The organism is Acetobacter fabarum (assembly GCF_040702925.2).
In the GTDB taxonomy this organism is placed as follows: domain Bacteria; phylum Pseudomonadota; class Alphaproteobacteria; order Acetobacterales; family Acetobacteraceae; genus Acetobacter; species Acetobacter fabarum_B.
Window position 1 is genome coordinate 112,926 of the sequence record NZ_JBFCXX020000005.1, and the last position, 13,077, is coordinate 126,002.

The 13,077-nt window shown below is 61.2% G+C and carries 15 protein-coding genes; 10 read left to right on the forward strand and 5 right to left on the reverse strand.

The window, feature by feature from the left end; translation table 11 throughout:
• Positions 1-107: 107 nt before the first annotated feature.
• The 3 genes from folD (at position 108) to AB2L51_RS05980 (ending at position 3,986) form a co-directional block, all read left to right on the forward strand.
• Positions 108-1,019, forward strand: coding sequence for a bifunctional methylenetetrahydrofolate dehydrogenase/methenyltetrahydrofolate cyclohydrolase FolD (gene folD / locus AB2L51_RS05970; protein ID WP_395581704.1), 912 nt, complete (start codon positions 108-110; stop codon positions 1,017-1,019).
• Positions 1,016-1,765 carry a methylenetetrahydrofolate reductase gene (locus AB2L51_RS05975; protein WP_395581705.1) on the forward strand — a complete coding sequence of 250 codons (750 nt, stop codon included), beginning with the start codon at positions 1,016-1,018 and terminating at the stop codon, positions 1,763-1,765. Before folD ends, AB2L51_RS05975 begins: the two co-directional genes overlap by 4 nt.
• 73 nt (positions 1,766-1,838) lie before the next feature.
• Positions 1,839-3,986, forward strand: coding sequence for a hypothetical protein (locus AB2L51_RS05980; protein ID WP_395581706.1), 2,148 nt, complete (start codon positions 1,839-1,841; stop codon positions 3,984-3,986).
• 41 nt (positions 3,987-4,027) lie between these two features.
• Here AB2L51_RS05980 and AB2L51_RS05985 read toward each other — a convergent pair whose 3' ends face one another.
• Entirely contained in the window at positions 4,028-4,522 is a 495-nt protein-coding gene (locus AB2L51_RS05985) for a kinase inhibitor (protein WP_395581707.1), read from the reverse strand.
• Between the two features lie 14 nt (positions 4,523-4,536).
• Positions 4,537-4,749, reverse strand: coding sequence for a hypothetical protein (locus AB2L51_RS05990; protein ID WP_166114546.1), 213 nt, complete (start codon positions 4,747-4,749; stop codon positions 4,537-4,539).
• A gap of 168 nt (positions 4,750-4,917) precedes the next feature.
• On the opposite strand from AB2L51_RS05990, the gene queA reads away from it, so the two are divergent.
• The 4 genes from queA to AB2L51_RS06010 all read left to right on the forward strand — a co-directional run bounded on the left by queA (position 4,918) and on the right by AB2L51_RS06010 (position 8,579).
• The gene (gene queA, locus AB2L51_RS05995) at positions 4,918-5,979 is read left to right on the forward strand and encodes a tRNA preQ1(34) S-adenosylmethionine ribosyltransferase-isomerase QueA (protein ID WP_395581708.1); all 1,062 of its coding nucleotides are present in this window, start codon (positions 4,918-4,920) and stop codon (positions 5,977-5,979) included.
• A 36-nt stretch (positions 5,980-6,015) separates the two neighbouring features.
• The gene (gene tgt / locus AB2L51_RS06000) at positions 6,016-7,176 is read left to right on the forward strand and encodes a tRNA guanosine(34) transglycosylase Tgt (protein WP_395581709.1); all 1,161 of its coding nucleotides are present in this window, start codon (positions 6,016-6,018) and stop codon (positions 7,174-7,176) included.
• A 90-nt stretch (positions 7,177-7,266) separates the two neighbouring features.
• Positions 7,267-8,334, forward strand: a complete 1,068-nt coding sequence (gene queG, locus AB2L51_RS06005; RefSeq protein WP_395581763.1) for a tRNA epoxyqueuosine(34) reductase QueG — start codon at positions 7,267-7,269, stop codon at positions 8,332-8,334.
• Positions 8,331-8,579 (forward strand): ribbon-helix-helix domain-containing protein, encoded by a 249-nt coding sequence (locus AB2L51_RS06010; RefSeq protein WP_395581710.1) that lies wholly within the window; start codon positions 8,331-8,333, stop codon positions 8,577-8,579. Before queG ends, AB2L51_RS06010 begins: the two co-directional genes overlap by 4 nt.
• A 46-nt stretch (positions 8,580-8,625) precedes the next feature.
• Here AB2L51_RS06010 and AB2L51_RS06015 read toward each other — a convergent pair whose 3' ends face one another.
• Both AB2L51_RS06015 and AB2L51_RS06020 read right to left on the reverse strand, forming a co-directional pair.
• Positions 8,626-8,790, reverse strand: coding sequence for a hypothetical protein (locus AB2L51_RS06015; protein ID WP_395581711.1), 165 nt, complete (start codon positions 8,788-8,790; stop codon positions 8,626-8,628).
• A gap of 83 nt (positions 8,791-8,873) precedes the next feature.
• On the reverse strand, positions 8,874-9,803 hold the full coding sequence (locus tag AB2L51_RS06020) for a ketopantoate reductase family protein (RefSeq protein ID WP_395581712.1): 930 nt from the start codon (positions 9,801-9,803) through the stop codon (positions 8,874-8,876).
• A 118-nt stretch (positions 9,804-9,921) separates the two neighbouring features.
• Here AB2L51_RS06020 and AB2L51_RS06025 point away from each other — a divergent pair, with 118 nt between their 5' ends.
• The 3 genes from AB2L51_RS06025 (at position 9,922) to AB2L51_RS06035 (ending at position 12,488) form a co-directional block, all read left to right on the forward strand.
• Entirely contained in the window at positions 9,922-10,749 is an 828-nt protein-coding gene (locus AB2L51_RS06025) for a TerB family tellurite resistance protein (protein ID WP_395581713.1), read from the forward strand.
• Positions 10,750-10,990: 241 nt separating this feature from the next.
• Entirely contained in the window at positions 10,991-11,839 is an 849-nt protein-coding gene (locus AB2L51_RS06030) for an MlaA family lipoprotein (protein ID WP_395581714.1), read from the forward strand.
• Between the two features lie 25 nt (positions 11,840-11,864).
• Positions 11,865-12,488 (forward strand): MlaC/ttg2D family ABC transporter substrate-binding protein, encoded by a 624-nt coding sequence (locus AB2L51_RS06035; protein ID WP_395581715.1) that lies wholly within the window; start codon positions 11,865-11,867, stop codon positions 12,486-12,488.
• Positions 12,489-12,556: 68 nt separating this feature from the next.
• Here AB2L51_RS06035 and AB2L51_RS06040 read toward each other — a convergent pair whose 3' ends face one another.
• A complete protein-coding gene (locus tag AB2L51_RS06040; protein ID WP_395581716.1) occupies positions 12,557-13,054 on the reverse strand; it encodes a GNAT family N-acetyltransferase in 498 nt (165 codons plus the stop codon).
• Positions 13,055-13,077: the final 23 nt, after the last annotated feature.

Below are 13,077 nucleotides of genomic sequence, written 5' to 3' on the forward strand. Positions count from 1 at the left end.
CAAAGCGGGTGGGCAAGGGTTGCAGACATTGTCGGCAGGCGTTTTTTTGCGTATGCCCGCCTGACTCTTTTCCCACCTGTTTACGCGACCGGACCGGCACAGAACTGATGAGCAGCACATCCCACACCCTCCCCCCCGAACATCAGGCCAGCCTGATTGATGGCAAGGCGTTTGCCGCAACCGTGCGCCAGCAGATCCGTGAGGATGTTCTGGCCTTCCATGACCAGCACGGTGTAACCCCCGGACTGGCCGTTATTCTGGTTGGCAACGACCCGGCGAGCGAGGTGTATGTTAAAAACAAGGCGATCCAGACACACCATGCCGGCATGCGCTCCTTTATGCACATGCTGCCCGAAACCACGTCCGAGACCGAGCTGCTTACCCTGATCGGGCGGCTGAACAACGACCCCGAAATTCATGGCATTCTGGTGCAGCTCCCCCTGCCCAACGGGCTGGATGCACGCCGCATTACCAACGCCATTCTGCCTGAAAAGGATGTGGATGGTCTGGGCGAGGTCAATGCAGGCCGTCTGGCCGTAAACCTGCCCGGTATTGTGCCCTGCACCCCTCTGGGCTGCCTGATGCTGCTGCGCGACCAGTTGGGGGACATGAAGGGCCAGCACGCCGTGGTTATTGGCGCGTCCAACCTTGTGGGAAAACCCATGGCGCTGCTGCTGCTGGCAGAGGGCTGCACGGTCACCATCGCCCATATTCACACGCGCGATACCGCAGCCCTTGCCCGCGAGGCGGATATTCTGGTTGTGGCAACCGGCTGCCGCGAGCTGGTACGGGGCGACTGGATCAAACCCGGTGCCACGGTTATTGACGTGGGCATTACCCGCACACAGACTGCAAATGGTAAAAGCCGCCTTGTGGGGGACGTGGCATTTGACGAGGCCATAAAGGTTGCCGGGCGTATTACGCCCGTGCCGGGGGGTGTTGGCCCCATGACCATTGCCTGCCTGCTCAAAAACACACTCACCGCGGCCCAGATGCAGATCGAGGGAAAAACCGAATGAGCCTGAACCGCCTGTGCGTTGAACTGATCCCCCGCTCCGCCGAATCTCTGGAACAGGACGTAAAAACCGTTCAGACGGTTTTTCCCGCGGCGGATACGCTCAATGTGCCCGACCTCATGCGCTTTCCCCTGCGCAGCTGGGATGCCGCAGCCCTTCTGCGCCCGGTCTTCCCCCGTGTTATTCCGCACATCCGCGCCATAGATATTGCCCCCCACGCCCCCCTGCCCGGAGCCGAGCAGGAAGGGCTGGAAGAAATTCTGGTCGTGCACGGGGACCCTCCGGCCGACCTGTCCATGCGCACATACCCCAACAGCACGGAAAGCATTATCCGCCGCTACCGCAAGGAAGCGCCGCACCTGAATGTTTATGCCGCGTTCGACCCCTACCGCCGCGCACCGTGGAAGGAGCTGGAGGACGTAGCCCGCAAAAAGGAAGCCGGAGCCTGTGGTTTTTTCACCCAGCCGGTCTTTGACTACAAACTGTTCGACCTGTGCCGCGAATGGTTGCAGGGTGAAAACGTGTTCTGGGGTCTGTCCCCCGTTATTGGCCCGCGTTCACGCTCATACTGGGAAACCACAAATCACATTGTGTTCCCCAAGGATTTTTCCACAACACTTGAATCCAACATAGCTTTTGCCCAGACTGTCCTGCGCGAACTTGGGCAGGACAACGGATCGGCCTACCTTATGCCCGTGCGCGTTAAACTCGAACACTACCTGCCCGCCCTGCTTGATGCGGTGGCCTGAACAGGCGCACTGTTCCCAACAAGCGTTTAACATGTGTGGTGCCGGGCAGGCTGCTGGTAGCAACGGGGTAGGCATGGTGTTTTATCTTCTCTCCTTTCATGGCGCTCTGGTTGGCTTTACCGGCCAGCGCCTGCACCCGCTCTGCCCCACAATGGGCACAAGCCGCACAACCGCACCTGTTGTGCTGGACATGCAGCACAACACACTGACCCCCGGCGGCGCCTTTGTACGCGCCCAGCCACTGGGCACTGCGGCCCACATGCGCCCTCTGGTCGCGCTCAGAGCTGGCAATGCGTATCTTTCCAGCCGCAGCCCTACCCAGTTTGATGTTGTTCCCCTATGCGCCACATGGGAGCATTTTCTGCTCATCCCCCCTGAAAGTGCTGACCTGCTCCGCACCCTGCTGCGCAGCACCTGGCATGATGGCCAGACCTTTGTGGGGCAACCCACCTGCACCGGCCATGAACTGCGGCTTGGCCCGCACACATGGCCCGTAGAGCAGCTACAGGCCGAAATCCGGGCCGACACACTAACCCTATGGACCCATGTGGCTCCCCGGCGGGTCACGCTCCGGGTGTGTCCGTCCCGCGCTCTGGAAAACCTGATCGACACCGCGACCGACCTGCTGGAGATCGGGGCATTCCGCCATGCACTCAGCCCCTGGGCCACGGTGGATGACGTGCGCGAACAGGTGCTTAAACTCAGCATTACCCCTTCGGCCATTGCGCCATGTATTGGTCTGGCCCAGCTCTGCTGCCAGTTCGGGCAGGGGGAACTGGGCGCGCAATTTGCCGCCTATGCGCAGTCTTTTGCCCAGATCGCCGATCTGGTGTGGTTGCAGGCCCTTATAGCCCTGCGCCTGCACGACCATGACCGCGCGGCAGACCTGCTGGCCCTTGCCCTGCGCGAACGTTACCCCCGGCAGGATTTTTCGGACACACTCCCCACACTCCTGACCCGCCTGCGGCAAGGTGAGGATGCGCTGCTCCTGATCCCCGACATGCTGTACGAGCACGACCTGCCCGGTTTTGACGAACGGTTTGACACCCTGCTGGTGCCCATGCGGCTGGCCGCCAGCAATGGCCCGGACATCCGCCAGATCTACGCCATGCTGTTCGAAAACGCCTACCAGCGGCTCAACACCACCAAAGACCTGCGCCTGCTGGAAACCGAAGCCCGCCTGAACGGCCTGAGCTGGTGGACCGAAACCGCCATGGGCCACACAAGCTGGCTGGCGGGGCTTATGGCCGAGGCCGATGCCCACTACGCCATTGCCCGCCGTCTGGCTCTGCAGGAGGGAGCGATGCCAGCGCCGGACAATACTGGTATTTTTTCCTGGCTGGGGGCGCAGGAATGCCGCCAGCTAGCCAGCCGCGCCGTGCCCGACCGCACGGGTGTTTCCCGCTGGGAGTGGCAGTTTGGCGCGGCGGAAGTGCCCCCTGCCCTGTGTCTGGTCTTTGCATGCGACAGTGCACACTTCCACCTTTTGCCCGGCCTTATCCTGTCCCTGCTTCAGGCATACCGGCAGGATCGTTCCATGGGGCCTGTGCAGCTTTGCATTGGCGTTGCCAACCCCAAAGCCGAGCAGCTGTCTTTTTTACGCACCATTGCCGACTGGCTGGAACTCTACGCCACCAGCCTGCGCCTGAGCTTTGGCCATGGCCCCGCAGCCGAGCAGGACACAGCCCTTGAACCCGCATTGCGTTACTTAATTCTGCCCGACATTGTGGCCCGCTTCCGCTGCCCGGTGCTTACGGGGGATTGTGCCGGGTATTTTCCCGCCAATACGGCCACATTGCTGCGCACGCTCAAAAACACGGCCTCTTACGGGTTTGATCTGCCCCTGTTCGACCAGAATGGCCGCCAGCACAGCGGCACACCGTGGAGCATTGGCACAGACACCGCCTATTTTGGCGAACCCGAACGCCTGCCAGCCATTGCGGCATTCATGAATGATTACCTGAACACCGTTTATACACCCCGCAGCATGGCCCATACCGCCATGGACCGCTGCGCGCTGGCGCAAATGCTGCGCCACTTCATTCTGCCCCGATGGAATGAACTATCCGTCCGGTTCCTGAACGAAGGGCCGGATATTCTGGTCATGCCTGCAGGAAGCATTGCCTCCAGTGCGATGCTGGTTTCTCAGGCGGATGTCCTGCATGATCTGGCGGTGCACACTCCCCGCAGACCCGCAAAACTCCCCCCGCCAAACGCCTGAGTGGCCAGCCCGCAACAAGCGGGCCAGCCTATACACAGGGATTAGTGTCTGCTGCTACCATATAGGGCAGTCAGGCTGGCCGAAGCCAACTGGTGGTGGTGCACCATAAACCCGACCAGAGCAGGGCTTGCATCTGCTGTTACGTCCAGCGTGGGCACATCCAGCGCATAAATCGTAAACACATAACGGTGCACCCGCCCTGCTGGCGGTGCGGCCCCGCCATAACCGGGTACGCCAAAGTCCGTGCGGACCTGCACGGCCCCATCGGGCAGGCCAGCTTTGCCCGAGCCCGCTCCCTGAGGCAGGGATGTTACGGTTGGGGGCACATTCACCACAACCCAGTGCCACCAGCCCGAGCCTGTGGGGGCATCGGGGTCATAGAGCGTAATCACAAAGCTTTTGGTCCCCTGCGGCGCGCCATGCCACTGCAAGGCGGGGGAGAGGTTCTGCCCGCTCTGGCCCATACCATTGTAAACCTGAGCCTGGGGCAGAACGTCCCCATTGGCAAAAGCCGGACTTGTCAGAACAAATGCCATGCCGGAAGCTCCCCTTACCAGTTCTTGCTGATCAGCCAGAACTCTTCGGATGTCAGGGTCACGCGTTCGCCAGAGTCGGCGGCCGCACTGGCCAGTGCTTCAATCCGTTCAATCATGATCACCTTGCGGACATGAGCTTCAGATGTTTCAGCACTGGTTTTAAGAACACCAAGCGAAACACCGGAAGCCTTGGCCACACGGGCAGCATCGAGCAGAGCATAGGACATGCTGGAACGTCTCCTTAAATCAGACCTGTGCGCCAGAGTGGAAGTGCTCTGGCGGTGTGGGGTAGAATCTGGCCCTGTGCAGCCATCAGCGCAAGCCCCTGCCTGATGGAGGCTGCTCTCCCTTTCCCTCTGGCATTGCGCTGCCCTATTGCGTAAACCCGGCACACCATGAGCAACCGCACTGAAGATTTTGACTTTCACCTCCCCGAATCCCTGATCGCGCAGGAGCCTGCCCGCCCGCGTGAATCCGCACGCCTGCTGGATGCAACAGCCCCGCACACGCTGGTTGACCGCCATGTGCGCGACCTGCCCACCCTGCTGCGCAGGGGCGACCTGCTGGTGGCCAACAATACCGCGGTTATTCGGGCACAGCTGCACGCCCTGCGGGGGGAGGCCAGAATTGGCATTACCCTCGACCAGATCCGCCCCGATGGCACATGGCATGTTCTGGTGCGCAACGCCCGCAGGCTCAGGGTAGGGGATACGCTCACCTTCGCCCATTCCGACCAGACAGCGCAGGTCATGGCTCTGGAACCCGGCGGGGGAGCCAACCTGCGCTTTTCATGCGAGGGCGATGCGTTTGACACGTTTTTGCAAACTGCGGGGGCTCTGGCACTTCCGCCCTACATCCACCGCCCCAATGGCCCCACAGCGCAGGACAGCAAGGACTACGCCACCATTTTTGAGCGTTACAAAGGGGCTGTAGCAGCACCCACCGCCGGGCTGCACTTTACGCCAGACCTGCTGGACGCAGTGGACGCCACGGGGGCCGAGCGCTGCACCTTAACGCTGCATGTGGGGGCTGGCACATTCCTGCCCGTGCGCGCCGATGATATTGCCCACCACCACATGCATTCCGAACATGGCGTCATCACCCCCCAGACGGCCGAGCGGATTAACGCAACACGGGCGGCAGGGGGGCGCATTATCGCCATTGGCACCACCACCCTGCGCCTTTTGGAAAGCGCGGCTGACGAGCACGGCATTGTGCACCCCTTTGCAGGGGAGACGGCCATTTTCATCCGCCCCGGCTACCGCTTCCGGGCGGTGGATGTGCTGATGACCAACTTCCACCTACCGCGCTCCACCCTGTTCATGCTGGTCTGCGCCTTTGCGGGGCAGGAGCGTGCAAAGGCGGTTTATGCCCATGCGCTGAACACCGGCTACCGTTTTTATTCCTACGGCGATGCCTGCCTGCTTGAATGCGCAGGCAGCATCCATGCCCGCTAACCCCCCACCCCCGTTCCACCCAGCAAGGACCACCCGATGAGCCGTTTCCACTGGACGTGTGAAAGCACCGATGGCGCAGCCCGCGCGGGCATGCTGCATACAGCCCACGGCCCCGTGGCGACACCCACCTTTATGCCCGTAGGCACGGTGGGCACGGTCAAGGCCATGACCATGGACGCCGTGCGCGCCACCGGTGCGGGCATTGTGCTGGGTAATACCTACCACCTTATGCTTCGCCCCGGCGCGGCACGAGTGCGGGCACTGGGGGGGCTGCACCGCTTTATGGACTGGTCCGGCCCGATCCTGACCGATTCGGGGGGCTTTCAGGTCATGTCGCTCGGCGCACTGCGGCGACTGGACCAGGATGGCGTCACCTTCCGCTCGCATATTGATGGTTCCGAACACCGGCTGACACCAGAAAGTTCGACCGGCATCCAGCATGATCTGGATGCCACCATCACCATGTGTTTTGATGAATGCCCGGCCCTGCCAGCCCCACCCGAGGCCATTGCCGCATCCATGCGTCTGTCCATGCGCTGGGCCGCCCGCTCGCGCGAGGCCTATGTGCAGCGCACGGGCTATGGCCAGTTTGGCATTGTGCAAGGCGGCACGGAAGGCGACCTGCGCGCTGAAAGCGTAAAAGCCCTGACCGATATCGGGTTTGAAGGCTACGCTATTGGTGGCCTTGCCGTGGGCGAAGGGCAGGAACTCATGTTTGCAACGCTGGACACCACAACCCCGCTTATGCCGCAGGACAAGCCACGCTACCTTATGGGGGTTGGCACGCCAGATGACCTGCTGGGCAGCGTGCAGCGCGGGGTGGACATGTTTGACTGCGTTATGCCCACCCGGGCAGGCCGCACCGCGCGCGCCTACACCGAACGAGGCACACTCAACCTCCGCAATGCCCGCCACGCCGCGGATGCCCGCCCCATTTCCCCCCATTGTGACTGTCTGGCCTGTACGCGCCACAGCCGCGCCTATCTGCACCACCTCTTCCGCGCGAACGAAATTTTGGGCCCCATGCTGCTGACATGGCATAATATTGCCTATTACCAGCGGCTCATGCGCCAGATCCGTCAGGCGATCATGGACAAAAATCTGGAAGCCACAGCCGCACGCATGCGCAGCGAATGGGCAGCACAGGACTGGACGGAAGATGACATGCCACACCCCCACATTCCGCCCATTCCCTAAGGCGCGCATCCCTCTGACCTTACTCTCCGGGCCAGCCCTTTACGCATGACAGAGGCCACACCATCCTCCCCAGCCCCCCAGACCAGCACTATGCATCCGGGCAGCCGCCTGAGTGCGCGCATCCGGGACAAGGCGCTGGAACTGGGGTTTGACGCCGTTGGCTTCTGCCCGGCCACACTGGGGCCGGAGGCGCGCGTGCGCTTACAGGATTTTCTGGCAAACGGATACCATGGCGAAATGGGCTGGCTGGCCGACCGTACGGAGCAGCGCAGCCAGCCCACGGCCCTATGGCCCGAAGCCCGCACGGTTATTGCCCTTGGCCTGTCCTACGCCCCGGAGGGCGATGCGCTGGCCACCTTGCAAAACCCCGACTGTGGCAATATTTCCGTCTATGCCCGCCACCGGGATTACCATGATGTGCTCAAGGGCATGCTCAAACATCTGGCCCAGTTTGTCGTGCGCGAGGGCAGGCAGGCCCACCCGGCTGCTCCGGAGGTCAAGGTCTTTGTAGATACAGCCCCCGTGGCCGAAAAACCTCTGGCGCACAAGGCCGGGCTGGGGTGGCAGGGCAAGCATACCAACCTTGTCTCCCGCCAGCATGGGAGCTGGCTGTTTCTGGGCGAAATCTACACAACGCTTGACCTGCCAGCCTCCCCGCCCTCCGGCGGGGGATGTGGCAGTTGCACCCGCTGCCTGAATGCCTGCCCCACACAGGCTTTTCCCGCCCCGTACCAGATGGATGCGCGGCGGTGCATTTCCTACCTGACCATAGAGCACGCAGGCCCCATACCCCTGCCCCTGCGCCCCCTGATAGGCACCCATATTTACGGATGTGATGACTGCCTGGCCGTGTGCCCTTGGAACAGGTTTGCCAAAATGGCCAGTACCATCAAACTCCAGCCCAGAGCAGACCTGATAGCCCCAGACCTTGCCAGCCTGAGCCAGCTTGACGATGCGACGTTCAGAGCCCTTTTTTCAGGCTCTCCCATCAAGCGGATCGGGCGTAACCGCTTTATCCGCAATGTGCTGGTTGCCATGGGTAATTCCGGCAGGGCACACCTGTTACCCTACGCCAGTGCCCTGACCACAGACCCCGACCCGGTTGTGCGCGATGCCGCAGACTGGGCCATGACACAGCTTGAAAGCCCCACTGCATGAGCAGACATTTGCGCAAACGCAGCCTGATACTGGCCGGGCATGACACAAGTGTCGCACTGGAACCCGCCTTCTGGACCGTGCTGGAACGCATGATTGCCCACCAGAATGTCACACTGGCCCAGCTGGTAACACAGGTGGACGCAACCCGTGTGCCCGACCAGTCCCTTGCCTCCGCCCTGCGGGTCCATGCTGTGGAATGGCTGCAACAGCACATACAGAGCCAGAGCCTAAAAGAGCCGCTCTAATCCACACATTGCCCACACACAGGCACGGATGCCCTCCCCTGCGCGGCTAGCCAGCCAGACGGCTTTCCACGCTGGTCACGCACGACCCACCTACGTCCACTGCGCCATCTGCGCCAACGCGCACAACAATACGGCCCGCGCGTCCAGCACAGCCGCCCTGCGTGGCCAGCGCGACGACAACCGGATTGCCCACAAACGGCACTTTGGTCAAAACATCCACCACTCTGCAATTACGTTGCGTGAGAGCTCTCACTTGAAACGACATTTGCAATGGTCTACCGGTAGAGGCCATGCCTATGAGGGCTGCATGGGTTTTATGGCCGATAGCAGGCCCAGAACAAAGCGATTAAGCGGCACATCCAGACCATGCCGGTCTGCTGCGCGGACAATGGCCCCGGTTATGGCATCATACTCCAGAGGACGACCTGCCTGCCGGTCCTGCAACATGGATGTGGCACTCTCTGGCGGCACGCTCTGGAGCCATGTCATGGCCTCCTCCACATGGTGCGCCGTAAGGGCGGCCCCTTCGGCCTGCCCAACCCGCACCACTTCGGCCATGATCTGCCGGGCATTGGTCGCACAGGCTGGCTCACGCATAACCCCCGTACGCCTGCCGCACAGGGCAGTCAGCGGGTTGGCGGCACTGTTCGCCAGCAGTTTGATCCAGATAGCACTCACCATATCCGTGGCAAGCACAACCCTCAGCCCACCTGCCTGCAAAGCTGCTGCCACGTCCTGAACGGGGGCATCCGCGGGAAGGCACAGATCAGTCGGGCCGATTCGGCGCAGGACCGAACACCCCGGAGCAGACCGCTGGGCATTAAAATAGGCAATGGCTGGCAATGCCATGGCCACAGGCGCACAGGCGGCAATCCGCTCACGGTGCTCCAGACCATTCTGCACAGCCAGAATACGCGCATCCGGCCGGTTGAATGCGGCAATCCACTCCGCCACATCCCCTGTCTGATACGCCTTGACCGCCACCACAGCCACTGTACACGGGCCAAGCTCGGCCGGGCTGCGGGCGTGCCGGACCGGGAATTCCGCCCCCTGCCCGGCCTCCTGCACATAAAGGCGTGCAAACGGGTTGCGCGCACCACAGACCCACACCCCCCACCCAGCGCGGGCAAAGGCTGCGGCCACAACAAGCCCGACCGCCCCTGCGCCAATCAGGGCAACAGCTGGCTGAGCAGGCACCTGCTCAGGAAGTGTGTTTGTGTGCATGCCTTGTCCTTATCTGATACTGTTTGCAGCCAATGCAATATTGGCACATTGCTGCCAAGCTCTGGCACCCACCCCGCACAGGCTAGGGTTCCGTTCCAGAACATGATAAAAGGCCCCTATGGCGATATGGGGCAAAATATTTGGTGGCGTAACCGGCTTTGCCGTTGGCGGTCCACTAGGTGCGGCGTTGGGTGCGGCGTTGGGCCATGCCGCGGACAGCGGCACATTGCTGCAACCACCCGTTGTTGGCTGGAGCGACCGATGGGCTGCCCGCGCGCGCCCCGACCCCAACGGAGCAGCAGCCTTTGTCGCCGCCAAGCTGGCCGCCACACTGGGCAAAAAAGACCAGCTTTACGGGCTGACCTGCGTTATTCTGTGCGCCAAACTGGCCAAGTGCGATGCCCCGGTTAACCGGCGGGAGATCAACGCCTTCAAGACCCGCTTCCGTGTGCCCGACGAGAACATGCGCGACATTGGTCGCCTGTTTGACATGGCCCGCCAGAGAACAGACGATTACGAAGCCTTTGCCCGTGAACTCGGGCAGGCTTACGGCACGGACAAGCCCCCGCTGGAAGAGCTGATGGGGGTCCTGTTCGCCATTGCCCGCGCCGATCTGGCGGCGGACGAACCCCTTGCCCCGGAGGAACTGCGTTTTCTCAAACGCGTACATGCCCTGTTCGGGCTGGGGCGCGGAGCGTGGGAACGAGCTGAACAGGGCCGGGCCCGCGCGGCCATGGGGGAAGATGACGCCTATACCGTTATGGGGGTGAGTGCCTCCCTCTCCAACGAGGAACTGCGTGCGCACTGGAAAAAACTCGTCCGGCAGTACCATCCGGATGTCATGGCCGCGCGCAACGCCAGCCCCGAGGAGGTGCAGGTTGCCTCGGTCCGCATATCCAGAATCAACGCCGCATGGGACATCATCAAACGCGAGCGCGGACTGTAACGCCGGATTCCCTGTGCCCATCACATCCCGAGCAGGATGTGCGACTTTATGGCAACAGAGATTGCAAAAATCTGTTCTTCCCGGCAAAAAGGTAACATGCAAAGGGCTATTTTTGTCCCCTGCCCTCTACGCAGAGAAGCCCTGCCATTGCACCCTGCGTTTCTCATGGTAGAGAAGGCAGCAATAAACAGGTCTGCCCGGCAGGCCATGCGGACGTCACAAGGTAAAGGTAAAGGCGGCAATGATTTCAGGACGGAACGGCTCATGGCTCCGCCCTCGCGCACAGGATCAGCACGATCAGGCGCGGGAAGGTTCCTCGGTACATCGCCGTTTCCGTCTGGGAACACTCTGCCTTGGTCTGGTGCTGCTCGGCGCCACCGGATGTAGCTCCATTAAAGCCCCCGTACCTACGGACCCGGATGCTCTGGCCGAATACAAGGCCGCGAACGACCCGTATGAACCGTTGAACCGTAAAATGTTCAACATGACCATGAAGTTCGATAAATGGGCTCTCCGCCCGGTTGCCAAAGCCTATGTGTGGGCCGTGCCCCGGCCCGTACGCAACTCACTTGGCAACATGATTACGACCATGAACGAACCCTCCGTTTTCTTTAACGACGTTGGGGCTGGCAAGCCGCGCCGCGCGGGGGACTCGTTCGTGCGCTGGTGCATTAACATGACCGCAGGCGTTGGCGGGCTGATCGACGTTGCCAAAATGGCGGGCTTTCCCCACCACGATAACGATGCTGGCCTGACCATGGCCAACTGGGGCATTTCCTCCGGGCCCTACCTGTTCCTGCCCATGGGACCATCCTCCTTCCGTGACGGGATTGGTTACGGCATTGATCAGGGGCTTTCCCCCTGGGATTACGTGCCACGCGGTTACGGACTTGTCAGTTTCAACTGGGCCTATAACATGATGGGGGTCGTGCATGGCCGCTCCGAGCATCTGGAAGATCTGGATGCCCTCCAGCGCGATGCTCTGGACCCATACGCCACCATTCGCAGCGCTTACCAGCAGCAGCGGAAAGCACAGGCCGAGGCCATCAGGAATGACCGCCGCGCCACCGTGCCAGACTGGTATCAATAACTAACAACAAGAAGGTAGCGCAAACATGAAACTCCTTTCTGGTCGCCGTATTGTTCTTGCCACTCTGGCCCTGACATGCGCCAGCGGACTGTTTGCCCTGCCTGCCCGTGCGGCGGATAACGCCAAGCAGTTCATTCAGAGTTTTGGCACGCAGCTTGTTGCCATTGTTAACAGTCCCGTCCCCCTGTCTGAAAAAAAGATCAAGGTTCTTCCTCTGGTTCAGAAGAACGTGGATATTGATGGTATCGGCCGCTACTGCCTTGGTCGCTACTGGAAAATTGCCACACCTGAACAGAAGCAGCGTTATCAGGCCCTTTTCCATGAAGTGCTGGTCAATGCCATTACCGACAAGCTGGGTGAATACCGCGGCGTCAGCTTTACCATTGGTGATGTCACCAGATCCGGCAATGAGGATTCCGTAAACGCCATTCTGACGCGCCCACAGCAGCCACCCGCCTCCATGCAGTGGATTGTCGGTTACGAAAACGGACAGCCGCAGGTTGTCGACGTTATCGGGGAGGGTGCCAGCCTGCGTCTGACGCAGCGTAACGACTACTCCTCCTTTATTGCCCGGAATGGTGATAGCGTGGCAGCACTGCTTTCTGCCCTGCAGAAGCAGCTTGACCGCCACAACCAGTCTACCAACTGAACCAGTAAAACCCGGTCTGGCGCGTAGAAGCTGGTCTGGTGGAAAGGCACCCATCGGGGTGCCTTTTTTTATGCCCGCTTGCTTTCATACACCATCATTGTCTGCCCATTTCTGGCAAATGTCTCGCAGACATGCATCCCGATACTGCCCAGAATGGTACGCGATGCCACATTGCTTTCCGATGCCACGGCAATAACCCGGTGCAAACCGGCATCATGCGCAAAGTTAAGGGCCGCGTTGGCAGCCTCACGCGCAATACCGCGCCCCCTTGCGCTGGCAAACAGAGCAAAGCGTAACCCGAACCCGCGACCATCTGGCCGGTCGTGGATGCCGGTCATGCCGACAAACTGGTTATTTTCATGAATGGTAAAAATACCAACGCGATGACAGGCCCAGAAAGCAATGTCATCCGCCATCTCACGCTCGGCCTGCTGGCGGGTGCAAACACCCCCCAGCATCTGGCCAAAAGCGCCGCCATCGGCCTTCAGGCGTGCCATATCTTCCATATCCCGCCATGTCACGGGCTGAAGAAGCAGGCGAGGCGTACGGACCGAGCGTATATCCACCGCTCAGCCCCCGTAACAGAGGA